This window comes from Paenibacillus sp. Soil787 (genome assembly GCF_001429545.1).
GTDB lineage: Bacteria > Bacillota > Bacilli > Paenibacillales > NBRC-103111 > Paenibacillus_E.
This window is the reverse complement of record NZ_LMSP01000047.1, coordinates 31,705-53,392: the sequence shown is the minus strand read 5'-3', so window position 1 is coordinate 53,392 and position 21,688 is coordinate 31,705. Positions and strand designations below refer to the sequence as shown.

Below are 21,688 nucleotides of genomic sequence, written 5' to 3'. Positions count from 1 at the left end.
TCCTCCTCCCGATCTACCCCAACTCTTCACAAATAATCTTATGTACAGCTATTTGTCCCTCATGTCTTATTCTTTAAGGAAAGCCCCTACAGCTAATGTAGTGAAGTCCCCTTCTAAAATAGGCATGAAAAAGCCCCTGGGCAATGTTGCTGCAGGGGCTTTCCTCTTCTCATTAAGTAGTCACTGTTTCCGTATGGAAGCTAGAAACAACGGGCATAAACGTTGCATTATCAACAAAAACCACCTCATTGTCCTCCACGGTGGCAGTTGTGACAATTATGGCAGTTGTGGCAGTTGTGGCAATTGTGACAGTTATGACAGTTATGACAGTTGTGGCATTGGTGACAATTGAAACAATTCAAGTTGATGCAACTGAAGCAATTAATGCAATTGAAACAATTCAAGTTGACGCAACTGAAGACGCACAATCGAGCATCTTGCTGGCTTTGAGCGTTCCAAGGTGTCGCCTCGCTCGCCTTGAACTCGGAAACATTCAACTTCTGTAAATCATTTTTGAAATCATTCATTTTTCAAACCTCCGATTAATAAATTGTTGTGCTGGCAGCATACTCTGTCACTGGTAAGAAGAACAGAAACAAGATAATTAGGAAATTCCCCTGCGAGATCCGCCAATTTATTCGAGTACCCCATGACAACATATGAACTCAGCTCCGCTCTTGTTACTGATCTAAATGCCTATATTGTATTGCTCATCCTAAAAACTTTTTATTGGCAATCTGCTTCTCTTCACCAGCTGAAACGGTTACTTACGGCACGATTAATCGCATAACCCTGAATGAGAAGAAGGAGCTAAGCCAGTTGAACCTGGTTTAACTCCTTTTTGTAATTATGTAGGGTACTAGAATAACTTAGTACTATAAAATTAACCTGGTATAGACGATGATAGTTTATAGTACAAAAAAATTTCCCACAAAGGAGAGTTCCCATGAATTCCGTTTATATAACAAGTATCGGGAAGTTCTTGCCGGGTACGCCCATCGATAACGAGGAAATGGAGGAATACCTCGGAAGAATAGGCGGAAAAAGCTCGAAATCTATGCGGCGCATTCTTGATCAAAACAAAATTCGATATCGTCATTACGCCATAGATAAAGATCAAAAAAGCCTATACTCTAATGCAGAAATGGCAACCAACGCGATTCGCGATGCGCTTGAGCGGAATCACGACGATTTATTTAACCAAGTAGACTTTCTGGCTGTTGGTACGACCCAGGGCGACCTGTTGGTGCCCGGTTTTGCCAGTATGGTTCATGCCGAAACCGGCCTGCCCGTCATGGAAATTGCGACACATCATGGCGTCTGCGGCAGCGGTATGCAAGCGATCAAAAATGCTTTCCTGCAGGTACAATCTGGTGAGAAGAAAGCTGCCGTCTCCTGTGCCAGCGAGTTTCCAAGCCGCGTATTCAAACATACTCGCTTTGAAGCGCAGGCCAAATTCATGGATCATCCGATTCCTTTTGATACTGATTTCCTTCGGTTTATGTTATCGGATGGCGCGGGTGCCGCCGTGCTTCAGAATAAGCCAAGCGATCATGGTTTGTCCCTCAAAATTGAATGGATAGACAATAAATCTTACGCCAATCTATACGACACTTGTATGTACGCAGGCATTAATAAAGAGGGTTCTAAAGAAAATCAAACCGGTTGGCTTGATTATTCTTCCATCCATGAAGCGGCAGATGATGGGGCAATCAATTTGAAACAGGACATTCGCCTTGTGGGCGAAATGCCGAAAGTCGGTGTGAAACGTTTTTTTGAACTCGTGGAAGAAGGAAAAGTGAATCCTACTACTATCGATTGGATGGTGTGTCACTACTCCTCCCATTATTTTCGTGACGAAATTTTCCGTCTCATGCAGCTTGGCGGGATGACCATTCCTGCACACAAATGGTTTACAAACCTATATACGAAAGGCAATACAGGCGCTGCCTCTATTTATATTATGCTGGAGGAATTGTTTAACGAAGGGCATCTGAAACCGGGCGAAAAAGTGCTTTGCATGGTTCCAGAGAGCGGAAGATTTCAGACCTCGTATATGTTATTAACTGTAGTTGGCACAAGTAACAGGACGGTCACCGAATACATGGAACGGCAGCCAGAAGCGCCACATTTGGAATTTGATAATTCCAATTTGGTTCAGTCTCATTTAGTAAGGCAGTTAGTCAACATATGGATTGATTTTGAACAAAAGCTTGCTCACGTTCCAATCATTCATAAGCTGTACAGGGGCAAATTTACACTTGAAGATTATATGCTGCTCATGGAAAACATTCGGCAACAGGTGATTGACGGTTCCCAGTGGATTGCACGCGCAGCCTCTTACATTGCGATTGAGCATATCGAGCTGCGCTCCATGTTTATCGCCCATGCCCGCGACGAACACCGTGACTTTCAAATATTGGAACGCAATTACGTGGCTGTTGGAGGCAATCTTGCAGATATTCAATCCGGTGAGAAAAATATCGGCAGCGAAGCACTGTCCGCCTATCTGTTTCAGCGGGCAAGCCGCGAAAATCCTGTTGATCTTATGGGTGCGATGTGGATTATTGAAGGTCTTGGGTGTCGTATGGCGAGGTACTGGGGGGAATCAATCCGTGATCAACTCAGCTTAAACGACGATCAAGTATCATTTTTACTATATCATAGCGACTCGGATGAAAAACATTTTGAGCGTCTTGAAGCTGGCATTCAACATCCGATGCTTACAATGGAAATTGCCGAACGGATTGTGAAGACCGCGAAAACCACAGCACGATTGTATTTATTACAATTAGAGGAGTTGGGGAACATATGAGCCAGGCCGACTATTTTAAGAACATGCCGCATGATAAGCAAGATCCTAATCCGTTCCTTGCCATCTACCTTGATCAAAGCATTCCATTTAACGAAGAAGCGAAGGCCTCCTATTTAAAGGACTGCTCGAGTAAATCCAGACAATTTCTGCTTCCGGTTTTGAGGCCGCTTTCTCGGCTGCTGATTATACTCTTCCAGCTATACAAAATCATTTTCCCGAAAGCATTCACTTCATCTAAAATGCTGCATCGTTTCTTGTATTGGGGCATGAAAACGTTTGTTAGTCCAGATGCCAATTATATGATTCTTCGGCATTTTTATCTTGGTTCTGAAGTACTGCAATTCATCCGTGATAACATTCCGGGTGTCCATGTAGAGATGAATCCTCTGAAGCCGATGAATCTCGAACCGGTTAAAGACGATTTGTTTCTCATTCATGACCTCAATTTATACAATTTTGTAATAAATTTGAATAAACAAATCCGTGAGAAAAACATCGAAGTGACCAAGCAGGAGCGGCTTAATTTTGATGCCATTACTTCAAGCCCCATCCCTATTGAACAGATGCCTGATCGATGGTCCAATTTTCTTGATCTCATGACAGCTATCGAGTGTTTTACCCCAGTCTACCAGTTTTTTCTGACAGATAACGATTTTTGGCGGGCCACGAATTCCTTGCAACTTGATGAAACGATTGGGATTCTTGCCTCCAAAGTGATCGGCAGCAATGACAGGCTGGCATTGATCAACAATAAGCACCCGATGGTCCCGCTCTCTACGCTTCGCGCCGGATTTCGATTAGTGCTTCATGGGCTCGCCACAGAACAACTCCATGCATTAATAGTGGAGTTAAAACAGAAACAGTCTGCTTAATCGATAGCCTGTTATAGGAATTTCAATGTTACCACGTAAAAAAAGGTGCTTGTCATCCATACACATAAATCAGAATCAAGGCTAAACTGTTCCTCTCTTTCTTCTGCCTTTGTTTGGAAAATTCGCCCTACTTATGATAAGGTTCCCCCCGATTTATCCGCATCGCGCGATAAATCTGCTCCACCAGCACCAGCCGCATCAGCTGGTGCGGCAGCGTCATGCGGCCAAAAGACAGCCGCATATCCGCACGGCGCAGCACCTCGCTAGATAGCCCCAGCGAGCCGCCGATCACGAAGGCCACCTGGCTCCGCCCGTAGGTGGCCAGCTTGTCGAGCGAGCCTGCCAGCTGCTCGCTCGTCCACATCTCGCCGTCGATGGCCAGTGCCACGACGTACACGTCTGCAGCGAGCTTGGCCAACAGCCGCTCGCCCTCCTTCACACGCACCTGCTGCTCCTCAGCAGGGCTCATGTTCTCCGGTGCCTTCTCATCCGGCACCTCTATCATCTGCACCTTGGCATACGGCCCAAGGCGCTTCACATACTCCGCGATCCCGTCCACGAGATAGCGCTCCTTCAATTTCCCAACGGTTAAAATCTGTATATGCATAACCGACAATCTCCCCTCATTTGATCCATTGGATAAAATACAATCAAATCGAGCTCATTCATCTTATTTGCCCGCTTTCATTGGAAATAATCCAACAGAATGCTCCAAAATCAGCTCTTTTAAGCCATTTTCCACATATTCCACTGTATTATATACAATGGAACTAACTCCAACCGCCGATGTCATGAGACATCATTGGATATAATCCAATCAAACTCATCCAGTAAAGGTATTTCTACTTTCATTCCCAACCCAAACAAAAAAGGAAGGCCTCCGCCTCCCTCATACAACTAGAAATCGCGCTAACTCCTTGCAATGCTCGCAGTGCGTCGGTGGCTCCCAACTAGCGAAGTGGGTCTTCTGCAGATCCACAATGTCCGGAGCCTCCTCATACTCATCAACAAACTCATCAATCGCGATTTCCACATGATCTTTACAAACTACATGCATGCAAGTACCTCTCATCCGCAATGTTTCTATCCACACATATCTTAGCAAGCTTATCACTCATCTTTTATCACTTATCCATCGACTCAACCAACGTAACCACCGCATTCAGCTTCTTACCGCCACGGTAATACACTACGCTGATCTTATCGCCAATCTTCTTCTCATTGTACAAATATTTCCGCAGCGAGATCGTACTGTCAATCTTGCGGTCATCCAATTGGACAATGACATCCTGCGCTTTAAGACCCGCATCTTTGGCAGGTCCCGACACATCGAAGACGATAACTCCAGTCTTAACATCTGCAGGGAGCTTTAATACATCTGTCCCTTTAAAAGCTTGCAGTTCCTGCGTCGAAACACCCATCAAAGGTCTTTTCACCTTATGATCCTTGATCAAACTCTCAATAATCGGCTTCACACTATTAATAGGAATGGCAAAACCTAACCCTTCCACGCCCGTATCCGATATCTTCATGGAATTAATTCCAACAACCTTGCCCTCGATATTCACCAGAGGTCCGCCGCTGTTCCCTTGGTTGATAGCCGCATCCGTTTGGATAACGTCCATCTCCCAGTCATAATCCGTGCCTTCACGTGATAGCGAAACCGGTATCGTACGTTTTGGCGAAGAAATGATGCCTTGTGTAACGGTTGGCGAGAATCCAAGTCCCAGCGGGTTGCCTACTGCTATAGCCATCTCTCCTGCTCGCAGTGTTTCGGAGTCACCGAATTCAGCAAGCACTTTGATGTCTTTTCCATCCGCTTCCAGCACAGCCAGATCTGTAATCCGATCGCGACCGATCAGGGTAGCTTTACGATGCTCCCCTTGGAAATTAACGATTTCGAACTGGTTCCCGTTCTCAACAACGTGACTATTCGTCACAATTCGAACTTTCTCACCATTCCTTGCAAAAATAACACCCGACCCGATCCCGAGTCCGGTCTCTTGCCCTTTATCATCTTTCTTCGAGGATATAACGCTGACCACAGCAGGCTTTATTTTCTCCGTTGCCGCCACAACGGAATCGTTGCCGTTCATCGGATGCGCCTCGGCTTTTACCGCAGAAGCTGGTATCGCAAGCGCAGCCCCAGATGTATTACTTTTCCCGAAGCCGCCTACTATTCCGACTAGCAAAAGCATGGCTAACGCTCCGCCAACTCCAGCAATGAGGGCCACATTCCGTCTGCGACCCGCGAAGCTTGTGAATGCCCCTGTCCCTTTGGGACGCCAATTATCCTGGCGCTGCCTGGACCTTTTGGTGGAATAAAAATCATCATCAAACAAACTCATACCCGAGTCCCTCCTCGCTGATGGGGGTTAAGCTGTGCCGCTCTCGCCTTGGATTATTTATTTTTATCTTTGGTTTGTTTTTTAATCTAATCTTGAATTGTTTATTTTAATCTTTAAATTGTTTTTCGATCTAATCTTGAATTGTTTATTTTCAAATAATAGGAATGTTTCATTCACTTCTTGCCTACAATAATAGTAAACCAAATCTCTCAACGAAATACTAGAGTTAACTGAAATTTTAAATTAGACAAATAAAGGAGAATGCTCAGAATGAACCGTATTCCTTCCCATTTTGACGAAATTAACATGATTGGTAAGCTCGCTGACCTCAAAGATAGCCACTACCACCAGTCCCTCGTCCTCTCATCTCTCATTCAAGTTCTGATCGATAAGGGTGTCATCACCGCGCAGGAAATCCAGCTCAAATCCAAAGAGCTCGACGTCGCGCTTACTCCGAATCCAATACATCCCATTTCGTAGAGCGGTCAAAATATGTATCCATCAGCCGCAGCTGTTTAGCTTCAGGGGCACGCTCTTGTACTATGTTATTCAACGTGAGCCTGGCCAAATCCATTAAATTATGGTCACGGCTTAAATGCGCCATATAGACCGACTTCGTCTTGTGCGTCAACACATCACAGAGCGCTTCCCCTGCGGCTTCATTGGATAAATGACCCTTATCCCCAAGAATACGACGCTTAATACTCCATGGATAATGCCCAACGCGCAGCATGTCCACATCGTGATTCGTCTCCAGTACCAAGCTGTCTGAATCCGTAATCTTTTCTTTGACCTTCTCACTCATATATCCCAAGTCGGTTACAACACTTAACTTCTGTTCCCCTTCATAAAAGCAGTACCCCACCGGCTCCGCTGCATCATGTGATATTCCGAATGACTCCACACGCAGCGTACCGAATTCCTCGATACCTCCGGTCTCCATGACCCTCTTGTTCCCTTCCGCGATCACACCGATTTGTCGGTCCAACTCTTCCCAAGTCTTCTCATTCGCGTAGATAGGCAAATCATATTTGCGAGCCAGCGCACCCAGCCCTTTAATATGATCCGAATGCTCGTGCGTGACCAGAATGGCATCAATACTGCTCGCCTCGAGCTCACGTTCCTTCATTAACAACTCCATCTTCTTGGCGCTAAATCCAACATCAATCAGCAGCTTGATTTCACCATTATCAACCACCGTCGCATTACCCGTCGAACCGCTCGACAGTACCGTAAACCTCATACCCATCTTCCCTACTCCTCTATGCTTACATGTCATCTATCTAGCCGTCCATTGTTGACTATCCCGATTGCCTACTTCTTATCGGTGCTTTTATCCCCGTTTTTATCAGCATTTTCCGTTGTTTTCGCACCATCCACCTGCATTCCAAATGGAGCCAATTCAGACTCTTTCTGCGGAGACTCAACTGCTCCATTGAAAGCTTGCACATAATAAATATCTCCGTTATCGATTCTAATCCGCCAATGCGGAAACATCGGTTGCGTTTCTGAATTATACGGCTGTCCGTGATACCCCAGTCTGACTTCCGTAATAATGGCGCCATCACTCAAATAATTGTCCACTAAGCTGCGAACAGCTAACTGAGCGGGGATGAGCTTTTGCTCCGCCTGCTCTACTCCTGATTCTACTTCAACGTAAACTTGACGGTAACTGGTAATTTCTCCATTATTCTCACTCAACTCCACTCTTACATCGAAGAGAGGAATCTTGCCATATAGCTGCGTAAACACATAAACGTCTTTTCGGCTAATCGCTGAATCCAATTGGTATAAGCCAAAATTCGGAATCTCCGAATGCGCTTGAACTTCTTTGCTAGCCCCTTTACCAAGCAGATTGCTCATGCTTATTGGCGTTTTCAGCGTCCTCAGCTCACCGGGCTTCATATTATCGTCGTACTTCACCGTTATGACTTTCATCTTCGGTTGATCCGTCGGCAACTCATCTGTTAGTCGTATATTTTTGTTTCTGAGCGCGTTGTTTAGCTCTTCTACGGTACTTGATGTGTCCAAAGCAATATCTGTCTGATTGGAACGGTTGGTGGACCAAATTTGGAAACCAAGAATCAAATTCAACATCAAAAAAGAGCAAATCAATATCGTTTTAGCCCGACTCCAATTCATGATCTTACCAACCTTTCCTCAGAATTAAAACTTTTTTACTCGATAAAATCATAGGTGCCATCTCGCAGCTCAATAGCCCATGTTGCTGTCAATACAAGCGTCTTATCCGTTACTACCGGACGATACGCTGGGAAAATGGACACGATACTAGAACGCTTCTGATAATACTGCAGCCTTCCTTCCAAAGAGTCACCAGACATGATTTCGAAATCACGCCGCTGTACCGTCTTCAGATCAGGAATTATCATGGACCGCTCAAATCCAGAAATAATCCCCTTCTGCACTTGCATTTTCATGGAACCATACCCCTCAGCTTGAGAAGTAATAATCGGCAAGGATTCATAGTATTGTCGGAACGTGAACGTGTGATTATCAATTAACTGCTTTTGCGGTGTACGGGAAACGATATATTTCCCATCCCAGCCGATATGCTGATTAATAAATTTGATACCCGCCTGCAAGTCATCCAATACCTCAGTTTTACTTTCTACGGGTGCAACTGGATCCGAATACGTGACCCACCGCAAATCGCGATTTAACTGAAACCCGCGCTTGCTGTCCGTATAAATCTCAGAACCGTCGCGCTCTTTGAGATATCGTGTAATACCCGGATCAACGAACAGGCTTTGTTTCAATTGATCTGCCGTCAACAAGCTGTAATTAAATATATAGTTCGGCAGTCGCAGCGGCTTTATTGGGAGATAGTAATCCCCGCTATTTGTTGCTTTGTATAGATTCGTCAGGTCACCAAATGCCGCGAAATTTTCCACATCTTTACTTGTAAAATCGGCCGAGATAACTTCGTATCCAACGCCCGGGGAATCCGTAAAGAAGAAGGCACGCACATCCTCATTATTGCCCTTCGAATAAATCCAAATCCGCGTGATCTTATCATTATCAACCGGAATTTCACCTTCAATCCGCAGCAGCTGCTGAAGAATCGTGAAAGGAATTCCGTCTCGGAAACGAATCTCAACACCTTGCTGTTTCGTACGAACTTCTTCCCAGTTCACATTGACCAAATACATCGACGTTTTACGAAAGCCCTTAAAGCTTCGCTGCTTAATATTATCGAGCAATCGTGTGTAGTAATAATTGTTAGGATAGAGAACAGAGTGCTGCTGATTGCCTAAGTGCACGACGATTTGATCAGGGAACAGCATGTCATGCAGCTCCGATTGCTTCCCTAAGGTCTCTGTCTGAACATAATTACTTTGTTGAATAGGCTCGATCTTAGGCGGGGTGTACGAAGCCAGATAGAAGCTTTGGTACAAGCTTGTTCCAATCAGAACAACAAGAAGGATGGATTTCAGACTCTCGATCATAGCTCATCTTCCTCCTCTTGCTGAATCGGTAGTAGGAATACAACACGAGTTCCTTGTCCCAATTCCGACTCCAAACTGATCGAGCCGCCATGTGCTTTTACTATTTCCCGGGCAATAGATAGACCTAACCCAGTGCCGCCCATATTACGGGAACGCGCTTTATCCACACGGTAGAATCGGTCAAAAATGCGGGACAAATCTTTCTTCGGGATGCCGATTCCGTTATCCTGAACCGATATTTCCAATATATCTTTCTCGACCTTTCTCGCTTCCAGCCTAATGGCCCCTTCATCACCCGTATACTTAATCGCATTCGACACGAGATTGTCGAGTACTTGATCAATTTTATCCCGATCGAGCAGTAAGCTGGTCACGCCCTGCTCCACATGAATTAGAATTTGAATCTTCCGCTGTTGCAGCTGGAAAGAGAAGCGGTCGGCCACCTCCTCCAGCATTTCGCTCACAAGCGTCGAGGATTTACTCATCATCGATTGCTTGGAATCAAGCCTCGATAAATGCAAGAGATCCGTCACTAAGCGAATCATCCGCTCCGTCTCGCTGCGCGTTACGCTGATGAAGCGTGAAGCCAGCTGCGGCTCCTCGATTGCGCCATCATCAAGCGCTTCCAGATAGCTCTTTATCGTCGTCAGCGGCGTACGCAGCTCATGCGACACGTTCGCTACGAACTCGCGCCTCGCCTGCTCCAGCTTCTCCTGATCCGTTACGTCCTGAAGCACCGCAATAATCCCGTTCTGCCCTTCACCTCGGCGATGAATCGGCGTGAACGTGATACGTACAGATAACTGCTCATCGTCATCGGGATGATTAATATCCAGCAGCGTCGTACTAACATGACCTTGAAGGAAACCGCGAATCGTCTCCATCGGAATACCGAGTACCTCGGATATATCCAGACCCAGCGTCGTCTCCTCTTCCGTCTGTAGGATTTGCTTCGCCCTGCGGTTAAGCACGATGACATGGCCTCTATCGTCCGTGGCTATGATTCCGTCATTCATATTCGTTAAGATCGAAGCGAGCTTCTCCTTCTCTTCTTCATTTAGCGAGAGCGCATCTTTGAGCCTATTCATCATAAAATTAAACGTTTGACCGAGCTGCCCAATCTCATCGGTCCCTTGAATAATAACCTGTTGATCAAAGTTGCCTTCTGCGACAGCCGTGGCCTGCTTTGTTATCTCTTTGATCGGATTCGTTATCGTACTGGTAAGAAGCACACCCAGAATTGCTGTTAGTCCTAGAGCAATCAATGTTCCCGAGATCAGAATGCGATTAATCGAGCGAATCGTCTTATAGACTTCTTCCATCGAAGCCTTAATATAAACCGCGCCCTGAACACGAACACCGTTAGCTACCGGCTTGGCTATAATCACCTTCCGATGACCATCCTCATCCGTGAAGATCCGTTGGTTATCCTTTATCCCCTGCAGGGCCCGGATGACTTCCGGCTGTATGTTTTTCTGTTTCAAAGGAGTAGGAACCGATGTGCTAATGATGTTCCCATTCACATCTATAATTTGAATTTCCGCATTATTAATAGAAAATAAATTGCTGACGAATTCGTTCAAATCTGCATACGTTTTCTTGCCTTCAGCAGCATTTTTGCTGTCCTGATCCCCAGTGAGGTAGGGCCCCACAAAGCCGGCCAGCAGAGTCACTTGACTGTTGCGTGAAGCCAAAAAGTCATTCTTGAAATACGTCTCCACCGTCTTATAGAAATACACGCCGATGAGCTGCATCGCAATCAGAATGAGTAAGACATAAATAATAATCAGCTTCGCTTGAATCGATTGAAAGAAGCGGATGCCCTTCATGCTCAGAAGCCTCCGGCCTTAGGACTGCGCATCAAGTAGCCGAGGCCCCTGCGCGTCATAATATACTCCGGACGGCTCGGGTCCGTCTCCAGCTTCTCGCGTAAGCGCCGAATCGTTACATCGACTGTGCGTACGTCGCCGAAATATTCAAAGCCCCACACAGCCTGCAGCAAGTGCTCGCGTGTCATCACTTTGCCTGAATTTTTGGCCAAGTACTGAATAAGCTCGAACTCCCGATGCGTCAAATCGAGCGGTGTGCCATCTTTATACACCATGTACATGTCGTTATCGATAAACAGAGCATGAATACGCATTCCATTCCGCTGCGTGTCAGACTCGCTTGGAGCCGACTGCGCTTTCGTCTGTCTGCGCAGATGCGCCTTCACCCTGGCAAGCAGCTCCCTCGTGCCGAACGGCTTGGTCACATAATCGTCTGCGCCCATTTCTAGGCCAAGCACTTTATCCAGTTCTGTATCTTTCGCTGTAAGCATAATGATAGGAGTATTCAGCTTCGAGCGAACCTCTCGGCACACATCCATCCCATCCTTCACAGGCAGCATGAGATCCAGCAATATTAGATCCGGCTGCTCAGAGAAAGCAAGCTCTACAGCGCTTCCACCGTCATACGCACAGATGACCTGATAGCCCTCTTTTTCCAAATTAAATTTCAAAATATCTGCAATCGGTTGTTCGTCATCCACCACGAGAATTTTACCAAACAAACCTACCACCGCCTACTCAAGGATAAATGACTTCGTCCCACTGGGACGAGCATGTAATGTTAGTCTATTTCCAGCATACTACCCTCTATTTTATCATACATTTAAGTAAGAAGCCCTCTACCCTAGGCAAATCGAAACTTATTCTTTATATTGTGGAAAAAAGAGACAAGGCCCCCGAGTTGTCCCGTTTGACCTTGCCTCTATCTATAATTAGCGGTTTAAATACTTTAAAGGATTTTCTAAACTTCCACTTTTGTGAATCTCAAAATGTAAGTGAACACCCGTGGAGTCGCCTGTACTTCCCATAATCCCGATTTTATCGCCCTTTTCGACGATTGTGCCTTCGGTGATGGTGATTTTGCTCAAATGACCATATAACGTCTCGTAACCGTTCAAATGATTAATAATAATATAATTGCCGTAATCGGATTTATAACCGGTTTCCGTGACTCTGCCGTTATCGGCCGTCATAATATTCTTGTTGCCTGTAATATCAATTCCTTTGTGGAGCTTGCCCCAACGCATGCCGAACGTACTTGAAATACTTGGGGAAACGACAGGCCACGCGAATTTCCCTGAGCCTTCGCCTTGAATCACTTTGGTTCCTTTTTTCACCTTAGCCATAACAGGCTTATCAATGATCTCTTCATTCACAAGCTTCTCTTCGGTCATTAAACCGTCGACCTTCGTCACTTGAATCGTAACCTTCTTCAGTCCATTCTTCCCAGCTGATATCGGTTCAACTACTCCTACACGAAGTGAATCATCTTTCACATACTCGGTGTCGTATTGAATCTCCTGATTCTGTACAACCCGTTCTGTTGTCTTAACAGAGAGCGTTGGCTTGAGCACCGTCACATCAAGTTGGTTGCCGATTTTCAGCTTATCATCTTGAAGGCCGGGGTTATTATCATAAATGAATTGCTTCGTAATCCCTAATTTCTTCGCGATACAGGAGACGCAATCTCCTTCGACAACCGTATACTTGGCAGGCTGTACATCACCGGTCTTGAGCTTTTTAACGACATCTTCCGGTATAGCCAAATCATCTGGCTTAATAGGAACTTCCTTAGTATCTACCTGCTGAATAAATTCTACTTTCTCGAGTTCCGATGGTGCTGTTGTGATATCCTCACCCTGACTTGTCGATAGGGCAGATACCTTAGCGGTTTCCTTGGCTTTAGGTGCGAAAGGCGCACTTACCTGGTCAAGAATCTGATCAGCTGTCTGCTGATCCTTCACAATTGCGATGGTTTTCCCATCTACCTTCAATTCGGTGCCGACCGGTTGCGGCACAAGCAGCTTATCCAATGTTGCCAAAACAGCTGAATCATCTGATTTCACATTGTAAGCCCTTTCAGGCTCGTAGGTGACTCCGTTTGTTTTCAGCACGACATGTACATCTGGGAAATTTTGTTGCACTTCTTGCGGTTTTCTTTGCTTATATTCATCAATAATCTTATTGTCGCTTACGATACCTATTTCTTGGCCATCCAGCTTCACATGATACACATTCACCATGCCTGCTTCTACATATTGATGTCCAGTAAACGTAATTATCCCTGTTAGCGCAATTGCACTAACTCCCAGAGCAAGGGACCATTTATGTCGTTTCATTACCTTTAGCGTCGTTGTTGTCGTTGATTCTTCCAGCTGCTTGTCTGATATTGATTCATTTCCGGTCAAGCTTTCTCGCTTAGGCGTGAATCTCTTGATGAGATCCATGACAAAGCGCATTCCCCTGAAACCTGTCATGATCTTCTCCCTTTGAACGGTTTTGCATCCGTAGATACATAAATAAACCTTGATTAGACATAATATCCATAAAGGATGTCTTCCTTTTGTTAAATTTAACACACTTTCTCTGCCTATTTCAACAAAATACTCGAAATCCATGTGATAGATTCGTGTCCATCACCAAAAGAAGGCGCTAAAAATTCATTTTTTTGTATGAAAATCCAAGAGATTTTGCGCGCGGCTACAAGGATTGACGAATTTGCATGAAAAATTGAAAGGGGACATCCTCGATGGAAATTAATTTGGCGGCTACATTCCAAAATAGGGATAATTTAGAGCAAGCGGCTGAAGTACTTAAACTGCAAGGTGTGCTGGATATCAAATTCGATAATGGCTTTGTGCCTAATTCCGATCAACATGCTGATAACTTCATTCAATCCGTAGACAGCTATGCTGCTGAGCCCTCCTTTGCACTCACAGTAAGTGTTGAGAAGTCACGCTATCGCCAAGCTGAGGATACGATTATCAAATACGGCGGACAACTCCACTAATACATCCAAATAAGAAAAAGACTAATATTTGCTTAGGATATCTGTAAGCTGCTTCAATTCCTTCTCACTTAAGTACTTTTTAAGCGTGTCATTAACTTGCTTTAACTCCTCTGTCGTAATCCCATCTTCGAGCAAAACGGATAGATTCTGCACGTCACTTTGCGGCAGCTTGGCAACAACTAGAGAAAATATTTTCATCTTATCGTCGCTGGACAGTGCTTCTTTCTTTTTGGCAAAATCCTCCGTCGACATGACGAGTTCCTTTTTCTGATCGTTCGCTTCACTTCTCGCTCTTCCCATAACGGCTATGGCATCATCCTTGGCTCCTTGGGAAGCATCTCCGCCGTCAATCGAACTAACTCCACTTGTGGGAAGTTGATCGTTTGAACTAGGGTTAGATAGGCTTCCAGACGGGTTGAGACTAGGAACAGGCTTCGTAGGTGCAGGGCTTTCAGTTGGGGCAGCTTGCTTCCCCCCGTCTCTACGCATAACTATATTCAGCTCCCCCGCCAATCTTGCAGCAAATTCGTTAAATTGAACCTTTTTACCCAAGGCTGGGATCTGATATTGTCGAAATATATCCTCTACGTACATGTTTACAACATACCATGTCGTAAACATCGTTATCGATGTAATTAGGACTGTTCCAATGACGATCTTGCTTAACCATGCTATTAATTTCATTCTCGCTATCACTCCTGGCGCATAATCATATTCCTCCTTCCCAGTATTGACGAAATCATCTCCATTAAATCCCTTTTTGATAAAAAAGAAATCCTCTAAGCTGCAATCAGCCTAGAGGATTTCTTAAATTATTCATGAAAAAGCGAACATTACGCTTCATTTGATTATGATTATGCGTAGATTGGACGAACCAAGTTCGTTTGCTCACGATTACGACCTACGGAGAAGATCGCGATTGGAATACCAGTCAACTGGGAAACACGCTCTACATAATGTCTGGCATTCTCAGGCAGATCGCTCAGCGAACGTGCGCCGGATACGTCTTCTGTCCAACCTGGAAGCTCTTCATATACAGCTACGCACTCGGAGATAGCTTTCAGGCTAGCTGGGTAGTGCTCAATTAACTCGCCGCGGTACATGTAGCCTGTGCAAATTTTTACAGTCTCAAGACCTTGTAGAACGTCAATGGAGTTAAGAGACAATCCCGTGATTCCGCTAACGCGTCTTGCATGACGAACAACAACGCTGTCGAACCAGCCTACACGACGTGGACGACCAGTAACAGTACCGTATTCAAAGCCTTTTTCACGAATCCAAGCACCGACTTCATTGTCCAGCTCCGTTGGGAACGGGCCATCGCCGACTCTAGTCGTGTACGCTTTGGCCACACCAATGATGTTGTGGATTTTCGTTGGGCCTACGCCTGAACCAATACACACGCCGCCTGCGGTTGGATTCGAGGAAGTAACATACGGGTATGTGCCTTGGTCGATATCCAACATAACACCTTGCGCGCCTTCGAACAGCACTCTGCGGCCTTGATCAATGTATTCGTTTAATACAACCGACGTATCGGTAACATATGGACGAATCACTTCCGCGTATTCGAGGTATTCTTTAAGAATTGGCTCTACATCAAGACCTTTCGAACCGTATACTTGCTCAATCACAACATTTTTCTCAGCAACGATGCGTCTAAGCTTCAATTCAAACTCTTCCGCATCCATCAAATCAGCGATCCGAATACCGTTACGAGCTGCTTTATCCATATAACAAGGTCCGATCCCTTTGCGGGTCGTACCAATTTTGCTATCACCTTTACGATCTTCTTCCAGACCATCGAGCAACAAATGATACGGCATAATCACATGCGCGCGGTCACTGATGTTGAGGTTCGTCGTCGTAAACCCATTATCATGAATGTAGTTAATTTCTTCAATGAGCGCAGCCGGGTTAATAACCATGCCATTCCCGATTACACAAGCTTTATCTTTGTAAAAAATACCAGAAGGAATCATCGTTAGCTTATATTTCTTCCCGCTAATAATGATCGTATGGCCTGCATTGTTACCACCTTGATAACGAGCAACGACCTCAGCAGATTCCGCTAAGAAATCCGTGATTTTCCCTTTCCCTTCATCTCCCCATTGCGTACCGACAACAACAACCGTTGACATATGCACTTACCTCCGTACGGTGACGAATCACCCATAATGAGCCGTTATGGCTTTAGTACCACAGAGAGAAGTTGGACTTCATTATAGCGCTAAAGCGTCTAGCGTCCATCATACTTTCCCTCTGGCGATGCAAATACCTCTTATACCGCTACACACTTGGCGAACTGGTTCAGAGGGCTTACTCACCGCAAAGGAACATCCAGGTTTCTTCGGCAGTCATCTGCAGGAAGGGAACCTACCTTACGGCATGAAAAACGACCTTATTTCGAAATTGCCTTGCGATAAGCAGGCATTCGACCAAGGTTTTTTCACCGTCTCTAGTGTAGCAGTCCCCCTGAGCAAAGTCAATGAAAAACGAACGATTACACAGGTGCCTGTATAATCGTTCGGATATTGCGCATACTAATCCGTTAGCCCTGTAAAAATAAAAAAAAGCAGCCGTCAATACTGCGCGGCTGCTGCTTCCTGATGACTTCGATCCATATTCACGAACTTATTAAATTGCTTCAAAAAGGCTAGCTCTACGGTTCCTACAGGACCGTTCCGCTGCTTAGCAATAATAATCTCGATAATGTTCTTCTTCTCGGATTCCTTATCGTAGTAATCGTCCCGGTAGAGGAACGCTACGATGTCGGCATCTTGCTCGATCGATCCCGATTCCCTAAGGTCAGACATCATCGGACGCTTGTCTTGCCGCTGCTCTACACCCCGGCTCAGCTGTGAGAGCGCGATGACCGGAACGTTGAGCTCACGCGCAATTTGCTTCAGCGTACGGGAGATCTCAGAGACCTCCTGCTGGCGGTTATCGCCTTTGCCGCGGCCGGCAATCAGCTGCAGGTAGTCGATGAGGATCATGCCGAGCCCCTTCTCCTGCTGCAGACGACGGCACTTCGCGCGGATGTCCGCAACCGTAATCGATGGTGAATCATCGATATAGATGTTCGCTTCGGACAATGCGCCAATTGCCATCGTCAGCTTCTCCCAGTCGTCGCCCTCAAGATAACCCGTCCGCATGCGGTTCGCGTCGACGTTGGCTTCGGCACAGATCATACGCTGTACGAGCTGCGCCGCGCCCATCTCCAGGGAGAAGATGGCGACGGTCTCTTTGGCCCGCACGCCTACGTTCTGCGCAACGTTCAGCGCGAACGCGGTCTTACCGACCGAAGGACGGGCGGCCAAGATGACAAGGTCCGAGCGCTGGAAGCCGGACGTCATCTTATCGAGGTCAATGAAGCCCGAAGGAATCCCCGTTGACCCTCCCTTATTCGAGTAAAGCTGCTCGACTTTCTCGAATACTTCCATGAGCACATCGCGAATGACCACGAAGCCGCTTGAGCTGCGGCGCTGCGAGATCTCAAGGATCTTCGCCTCCGCTTCGCTGAGCATCGACCCAACATCGTCCTCATTGGCATAGCCATTAGAGACGATTTGGGTCGCCGTGCGGATAAGGCGGCGCAACATCGACTTCTCCTCGACGATAGCTGCGTAGTAGTCAATGTTTGCCGCTGTTGGCACCGCGTTAGCCAACTCAGAAAGATACGTCACGCCGCCGATCTCTTCAAGCTGCTGCTTGTTTTGCAGCCGCGACGTAAGCGTGATCAGGTCGACAGGCTCCTGCTCTTCTGCGAGTTCTACGATCGCCTCGAAGATGCGTTGATGTGTACCACGATAGAAGTCGTCGCTTGATATCCGCTCCATGGCGGTAATCAAGGCTTCGCCGTGAATCAAAATAGCACCGAGTACGGCTTGCTCGGCTTCTATATTTTGTGGGGGTACACGATCCATAAACATATTATCTCCGCTCATGCTGCTGTACCCGCCTTTCTTTTCGTAAGTTAGTTTATTTTTCTTAATTCAGTAACTTCATAAGTTAGAACATGACCTATGAAGGTGAAGTGAATTTCTGGAAATACCCTGGTCCATTGGAATTTTTTTACTGTTTTACTCATTTGCATATTGAGGAAGTGTTACCCATTCTCCGTTCTCGGAACAAGGCACAGTTAGCTACTCCAAGTACTCTATCTTTTTTGCTAATATCCATCCATTCAGCAACTTATGAGCTAAAGTAACTACATGCAAAAAGTGCATCAAATTACCGTTTATTTCACATTTTAAGGATAATTGATGCATTTCGTACATCAATTATTCTCACTTCGGACTTCATTTGTTCATGTTCGAACAATTAGCTGCACTTTTTGCATGAAGTCCCTTGAAAATGGCTGATATAGATCGAATTTGCTGCACTTTTTACATCAAAGTTACATTAGTGGCACCTAGTACGTGCTTACAAGTGGTGCAACCAGTAAATCTATCATTTCAAAGCACTTCAAACAATTAGTAGGATCTAGAGGTTCAGCTTGCCATGCCAACAGATTTCACCTTACCCGCATTGCGTTACTCTTTACTCTTTACTCTCTACTCTCTACTCTCTACTCTCTACTCTCTACTCTCTACTCTTTACTCTTTACTCTAATCTCTAATATCTCTTAAACTCTTTTACGCTCACTAAACTCATAAACTTTCAAACATCAAATAAAGCTCTCCTCGAATCAACTCGAGAATTACCCCGAATCGTTATTCCCGCACAATAGATAAGAGCCCCTCCAAGGGACTCTTACCTTATCCATGTTCTTTCTCCGTACCGCTTTTCTCTTAATCCGTTACACTATTTTCTCTTGCTCTAGAACACTACTTCTCTTGCTCTAGAACACTACTTCTCTTGCTCTGGTACACTACTTTCCTTGCTCCGGAACACCACTTCCTACGTTCCGCAACTCCGCTTAGCTTTTATTTCTCTTCCGTCACGTGAACGTTCAAGCTAGCCGTTACTTCACTATGCAGTTTCACAGCAACCTTCGTTACACCAAGCGTACGAATTGGATCTTCCAGCACGATTTTGCGCTTATCGATTACAATCTTGTACTGCTTCTCTAGAATCTCTGCGATTTGCTTGCTAGGGATGGCTCCGAATAGACGTCCGCCTTCACCGGCTTTCGCCTTGATTTGAACGGTCATTTCACCAAGCTTCTCACCGAGTGCCTGCGCATCGGCTTTCTCTTGATCCTTGCGGCGCTGCTCTGCTTTTTTCTGGTTATCAAGCACCTTAACAGTTCCTTGTGTAGCTGGAGCAGCAAGCCCCTGCGCGATTAGGAAATTCTGTGCGTAGCCCTCAGATACTTCTTTCACTTCACCCTTTTTACCTTGGCCTTTTACGTCTTTTAGTAAAATTACTTTCATTCGAAAAGTCCCTCCTCTTCCTGCATTTCCTCTAATACTTTCTTCAATCGCTTCGTTGCTTCCTCTAAGGTGCCATCGATCTGCGTGGCTGCATTCGTTAAATGCCCGCCTCCGCCCAGACGTTCCATAACGATCTGAACATTCATCTGTCCCAGCGATCTTGCGCTAATCCCGATTAATCCGTCCGGTCGTTCGGCGATGACAAAGGATGCCATAATATTCGTCATATTCAACAATGTATCAGCTACTTGCGCAATCATCAACTGAGAATATTTGCGATTTGGCTCAGCAACTGCCAATGCGATATGCTCGTAAATCGTTTCTGTAAGTTTAATAACTTCTGCTCTCTCGATATACGAATCGAGATCTTCCTTCAGCAATCGCTGGATTAAGGCGGAATCTGCACCATTTCGGCGCAAATAGGATGCCGCCTCGAAGGTTCTTGCTCCTGTACGGAGGCTGAAACTCTTCGTATCCACCACGATCCCAGCTAGCAGCATCGTTGCTTCCAACACTTCCATGGTTAGCTTTTCATTGATATATTGCAGCAGCTCCGTCACAAGCTCACACGTTGAGGACGCATACGGCTCCATATAGACGAGCGTCGCATCATGAATGAACTCCTCACTACGGCGATGGTGATCGACCACCACGACCCTATGTGTCTGCTGCAGCAGCTTAGGCTCAGCCACCATGGACGCCTTATGTGTGTCCACAACAACCGCCAGAGATCGCTGTGTCGTAATCTGCATTGCCTGCTCCGGCGTAATAAACCAACGATGCAGCCGCTCATCGGCAGCAATCGTCTCCATCACCTTCTGAATCGAGGGATTGACGCCCTCCAGTACAATGTAGCCTTCTTTGCCAACAACCTGTACAGCCTTCAAGACACCAACCGCTGCACCAACGGAATCCATATCCGGGAACCGATGGCCCATGATGATCACTTTATCGCTATCCTTCATTAGATCCCGCAAAGCGTGAGAAATGACCCTAGCTCGAACCCGCGTACGCTTCTCAACCGCATTCGTTCTTCCGCCATAGAAGGAAAGTCGCTGCCCGACTTTGACCGTTACCTGGTCGCCGCCGCGGCCGAGTGACATGTCAAGTCCCATCTGTGCCATTTGACCAAGCTCCATGAGCTGCTCAGCTCCTGAAGCGATCCCAATACTAAGCGTCAAAGGAAGCTTATTTTCAATCGTCAAATCCCGCACTTCGTCCAGGATTTCAAAACGCGTTTGTTCCAGTTGGCGCAAAGCCTTCTGATCCATCAGAATGAGGAAACGATCCGACGACGTCCGTCGCAAATATAGCTGGTACTTCTGAGCCCATTCCGTAATCTCGCCAGTCACCTTAGCCAGCATAATACTGCGCGTCTGATCATCGAGACCTTGCGTCGACTCATCTAGATTATCCATCATCACGATACCGATCGCCGTTTTCTCATCTTCATACTTCTTCGCCAAAATCGCCTGCTCCGTTATTTCGCGGAAATAAAGCAGCCGCTCCTCGGGCCGAATCCATACTTGATATATAAACTTTCCAATGGACAGCTCCAGCTTGTCACTTTTGTCGCTTTTGTCCTTTTTGTTTTTCAAATCAGGGAAGAATTCAAATAGCGACTCGCCAATGACTGAATCCTTCTCAAGCATTTTTGCCACAAAAGGGTTGTGCCACTCGATGCGCTTCTCTTCATTATATAAAATAATTCCGATGGGAAGGCCGCTCATCACTTCATTGCCCGCTTTTTTCACCCGATGTGTAATCGTTCCGATGTACGTATTTAACTCTCTGCGAAAAGCAGTCTCCGCTTGCAGCGTAAAGTAGGCCAATACACCGCAGAACAGGAAGGCTGTAAGGCCCAACCACCATTTGAACATATAAATAATGGCTGTCAAAATGATAAGTAGGACGAAAATCCACACGATATGTTGACCGTGCCACCGCTTTAAAAGGAACTTCGGCATTC

The 21,688-nt window shown here is 45.9% G+C and carries 20 protein-coding genes; 5 read left to right on the top strand and 15 right to left on the bottom strand.

The window, feature by feature from the left end:
* Window positions 1-245 precede the first annotated feature (245 nt).
* A complete protein-coding gene (locus tag ASG93_RS37355; protein ID WP_082615211.1) occupies window positions 246-527 on the bottom strand; it encodes a heterocycloanthracin/sonorensin family bacteriocin in 282 nt (93 codons plus the stop codon).
* Between the two features lie 419 nt (window positions 528-946).
* Here ASG93_RS37355 and ASG93_RS31565 point away from each other — a divergent pair, with 419 nt between their 5' ends.
* A complete protein-coding gene (locus tag ASG93_RS31565; protein ID WP_056838775.1) occupies window positions 947-2,815 on the top strand; it encodes a StlD/DarB family beta-ketosynthase in 1,869 nt (622 codons plus the stop codon).
* Window positions 2,812-3,687, top strand: a complete 876-nt coding sequence (locus tag ASG93_RS31560; RefSeq protein WP_056838773.1) for a DUF6999 family protein — start codon at window positions 2,812-2,814, stop codon at window positions 3,685-3,687. The genes ASG93_RS31565 and ASG93_RS31560 overlap by 4 nt, the downstream gene beginning before the upstream one ends.
* Before the next feature lie 127 nt (window positions 3,688-3,814).
* Here the strand turns inward: ASG93_RS31560 and rlmH are convergent, their stop codons facing one another.
* From rlmH to ASG93_RS31550, 3 genes are all read right to left on the bottom strand, one after another.
* Window positions 3,815-4,294, bottom strand: a complete 480-nt coding sequence (gene rlmH, locus ASG93_RS31555; RefSeq protein WP_029196122.1) for a 23S rRNA (pseudouridine(1915)-N(3))-methyltransferase RlmH — start codon at window positions 4,292-4,294, stop codon at window positions 3,815-3,817.
* Window positions 4,295-4,576: 282 nt separating this feature from the next.
* Window positions 4,577-4,744: a CxxH/CxxC protein gene (locus ASG93_RS33705; protein ID WP_063860151.1), complete on the bottom strand. Its 168-nt coding sequence runs from the start codon at window positions 4,742-4,744 to the stop codon at window positions 4,577-4,579.
* Between the two features lie 67 nt (window positions 4,745-4,811).
* Complete coding sequence (locus ASG93_RS31550; RefSeq protein WP_056838771.1) at window positions 4,812-6,035, bottom strand: S1C family serine protease; 1,224 nt, start codon at window positions 6,033-6,035, stop codon at window positions 4,812-4,814.
* Between the two features lie 270 nt (window positions 6,036-6,305).
* Here ASG93_RS31550 and ASG93_RS31545 point away from each other — a divergent pair, with 270 nt between their 5' ends.
* A complete protein-coding gene (locus ASG93_RS31545; protein WP_056838769.1) occupies window positions 6,306-6,515 on the top strand; it encodes a hypothetical protein in 210 nt (69 codons plus the stop codon).
* Here the strand turns inward: ASG93_RS31545 and ASG93_RS31540 are convergent.
* The 6 genes from ASG93_RS31540 to ASG93_RS31515 form a co-directional block, all read right to left on the bottom strand.
* Window positions 6,484-7,284, bottom strand: coding sequence for an MBL fold metallo-hydrolase (locus ASG93_RS31540; RefSeq protein WP_056838767.1), 801 nt, complete (start codon window positions 7,282-7,284; stop codon window positions 6,484-6,486). The two genes, ASG93_RS31545 and ASG93_RS31540, sit on opposite strands and share 32 nt — an antisense overlap.
* Before the next feature lie 65 nt (window positions 7,285-7,349).
* The gene (yycI, locus tag ASG93_RS31535; protein WP_063892009.1) at window positions 7,350-8,177 is read right to left on the bottom strand and encodes a two-component system regulatory protein YycI; all 828 of its coding nucleotides are present in this window, start codon (window positions 8,175-8,177) and stop codon (window positions 7,350-7,352) included.
* 35 nt (window positions 8,178-8,212) lie between these two features.
* Window positions 8,213-9,502 (bottom strand): YycH family regulatory protein, encoded by a 1,290-nt coding sequence (locus ASG93_RS31530; RefSeq protein ID WP_056838765.1) that lies wholly within the window; start codon window positions 9,500-9,502, stop codon window positions 8,213-8,215.
* Window positions 9,499-11,331 (bottom strand): cell wall metabolism sensor histidine kinase WalK, encoded by a 1,833-nt coding sequence (gene walK, locus ASG93_RS31525; RefSeq protein WP_056838763.1) that lies wholly within the window; start codon window positions 11,329-11,331, stop codon window positions 9,499-9,501. Before walK ends, ASG93_RS31530 begins: the two co-directional genes overlap by 4 nt.
* 2 nt (window positions 11,332-11,333) lie before the next feature.
* Window positions 11,334-12,053 carry a response regulator YycF gene (gene yycF / locus ASG93_RS31520; protein WP_029196128.1) on the bottom strand — a complete coding sequence of 240 codons (720 nt, stop codon included), beginning with the start codon at window positions 12,051-12,053 and terminating at the stop codon, window positions 11,334-11,336.
* Window positions 12,054-12,263: 210 nt separating this feature from the next.
* A complete protein-coding gene (locus ASG93_RS31515) occupies window positions 12,264-13,808 on the bottom strand; it encodes a M23 family metallopeptidase (RefSeq protein WP_056838761.1) in 1,545 nt (514 codons plus the stop codon).
* A 272-nt stretch (window positions 13,809-14,080) separates the two neighbouring features.
* Here ASG93_RS31515 and ASG93_RS31510 point away from each other — a divergent pair, with 272 nt between their 5' ends.
* Window positions 14,081-14,341 carry a hypothetical protein gene (locus ASG93_RS31510; protein ID WP_056838759.1) on the top strand — a complete coding sequence of 87 codons (261 nt, stop codon included), beginning with the start codon at window positions 14,081-14,083 and terminating at the stop codon, window positions 14,339-14,341.
* Window positions 14,342-14,362: 21 nt separating this feature from the next.
* Here the strand turns inward: ASG93_RS31510 and ASG93_RS31505 are convergent, their stop codons facing one another.
* Together ASG93_RS31505 and ASG93_RS31500 are read right to left on the bottom strand one after the other, a co-directional pair.
* A complete protein-coding gene (locus ASG93_RS31505; protein WP_056838757.1) occupies window positions 14,363-15,025 on the bottom strand; it encodes a hypothetical protein in 663 nt (220 codons plus the stop codon).
* Window positions 15,026-15,195: 170 nt separating this feature from the next.
* On the bottom strand, window positions 15,196-16,482 hold the full coding sequence (locus ASG93_RS31500; RefSeq protein ID WP_056838755.1) for an adenylosuccinate synthase: 1,287 nt from the start codon (window positions 16,480-16,482) through the stop codon (window positions 15,196-15,198).
* A gap of 46 nt (window positions 16,483-16,528) precedes the next feature.
* On the opposite strand from ASG93_RS31500, the gene ASG93_RS31495 reads away from it, so the two are divergent.
* Window positions 16,529-16,864, top strand: coding sequence for a hypothetical protein (locus ASG93_RS31495; protein ID WP_056838753.1), 336 nt, complete (start codon window positions 16,529-16,531; stop codon window positions 16,862-16,864).
* A gap of 59 nt (window positions 16,865-16,923) precedes the next feature.
* Here the strand turns inward: ASG93_RS31495 and dnaB are convergent, their stop codons facing one another.
* From dnaB to ASG93_RS31480, 3 genes are all read right to left on the bottom strand, one after another.
* Window positions 16,924-18,288 (bottom strand): replicative DNA helicase, encoded by a 1,365-nt coding sequence (gene dnaB / locus ASG93_RS31490; RefSeq protein WP_029196133.1) that lies wholly within the window; start codon window positions 18,286-18,288, stop codon window positions 16,924-16,926.
* A 981-nt stretch (window positions 18,289-19,269) separates the two neighbouring features.
* Window positions 19,270-19,719: a 50S ribosomal protein L9 gene (gene rplI / locus ASG93_RS31485; RefSeq protein WP_056838752.1), complete on the bottom strand. Its 450-nt coding sequence runs from the start codon at window positions 19,717-19,719 to the stop codon at window positions 19,270-19,272.
* A complete protein-coding gene (locus ASG93_RS31480; RefSeq protein ID WP_056838750.1) occupies window positions 19,716-21,686 on the bottom strand; it encodes a DHH family phosphoesterase in 1,971 nt (656 codons plus the stop codon). The genes rplI and ASG93_RS31480 overlap by 4 nt, the downstream gene beginning before the upstream one ends.
* Between the last annotated feature and the right edge of the window lie 2 nt (window positions 21,687-21,688).

Excerpts from the sequence above, each read along its gene's own strand:
- rlmH (WP_029196122.1), bottom strand. The coding sequence starts at position 4,294 with ATGCATATACAGATTTTAACCGTTGGGAAATTGAAGGAGCGCTATCTC.
- ASG93_RS31550 (WP_056838771.1), bottom strand. The coding sequence starts at position 6,035 with ATGAGTTTGTTTGATGATGATTTTTATTCCACCAAAAGGTCCAGGCAG.
- ASG93_RS31565 (WP_056838775.1), top strand. The coding sequence starts at position 947 with ATGAATTCCGTTTATATAACAAGTATCGGGAAGTTCTTGCCGGGTACG.
- ASG93_RS31545 (WP_056838769.1), top strand. The coding sequence starts at position 6,306 with ATGAACCGTATTCCTTCCCATTTTGACGAAATTAACATGATTGGTAAG.
- ASG93_RS31530 (WP_056838765.1), bottom strand. The coding sequence starts at position 9,502 with ATGATCGAGAGTCTGAAATCCATCCTTCTTGTTGTTCTGATTGGAACA.
- dnaB (WP_029196133.1), bottom strand. The coding sequence starts at position 18,288 with ATGAGCGGAGATAATATGTTTATGGATCGTGTACCCCCACAAAATATA.
- ASG93_RS31505 (WP_056838757.1), bottom strand. The coding sequence starts at position 15,025 with ATGAAATTAATAGCATGGTTAAGCAAGATCGTCATTGGAACAGTCCTA.
- ASG93_RS31515 (WP_056838761.1), bottom strand. The coding sequence starts at position 13,808 with ATGACAGGTTTCAGGGGAATGCGCTTTGTCATGGATCTCATCAAGAGA.
- ASG93_RS31510 (WP_056838759.1), top strand. The coding sequence starts at position 14,081 with ATGGAAATTAATTTGGCGGCTACATTCCAAAATAGGGATAATTTAGAG.
- ASG93_RS31495 (WP_056838753.1), top strand. The coding sequence starts at position 16,529 with ATGGCTTTAGTACCACAGAGAGAAGTTGGACTTCATTATAGCGCTAAA.
- ASG93_RS33705 (WP_063860151.1), bottom strand. The coding sequence starts at position 4,744 with ATGCATGTAGTTTGTAAAGATCATGTGGAAATCGCGATTGATGAGTTT.
- yycI (WP_063892009.1), bottom strand. The coding sequence starts at position 8,177 with ATGAATTGGAGTCGGGCTAAAACGATATTGATTTGCTCTTTTTTGATG.
- ASG93_RS31500 (WP_056838755.1), bottom strand. The coding sequence starts at position 16,482 with ATGTCAACGGTTGTTGTTGTCGGTACGCAATGGGGAGATGAAGGGAAA.
- ASG93_RS31480 (WP_056838750.1), bottom strand. The coding sequence starts at position 21,686 with ATGCCGAAGTTCCTTTTAAAGCGGTGGCACGGTCAACATATCGTGTGG.
- ASG93_RS37355 (WP_082615211.1), bottom strand. The coding sequence starts at position 527 with ATGAATGATTTCAAAAATGATTTACAGAAGTTGAATGTTTCCGAGTTC.
- ASG93_RS31560 (WP_056838773.1), top strand. The coding sequence starts at position 2,812 with ATGAGCCAGGCCGACTATTTTAAGAACATGCCGCATGATAAGCAAGAT.
- walK (WP_056838763.1), bottom strand. The coding sequence starts at position 11,331 with ATGAAGGGCATCCGCTTCTTTCAATCGATTCAAGCGAAGCTGATTATT.
- ASG93_RS31540 (WP_056838767.1), bottom strand. The coding sequence starts at position 7,284 with ATGGGTATGAGGTTTACGGTACTGTCGAGCGGTTCGACGGGTAATGCG.
- rplI (WP_056838752.1), bottom strand. The coding sequence starts at position 19,719 with ATGAAAGTAATTTTACTAAAAGACGTAAAAGGCCAAGGTAAAAAGGGT.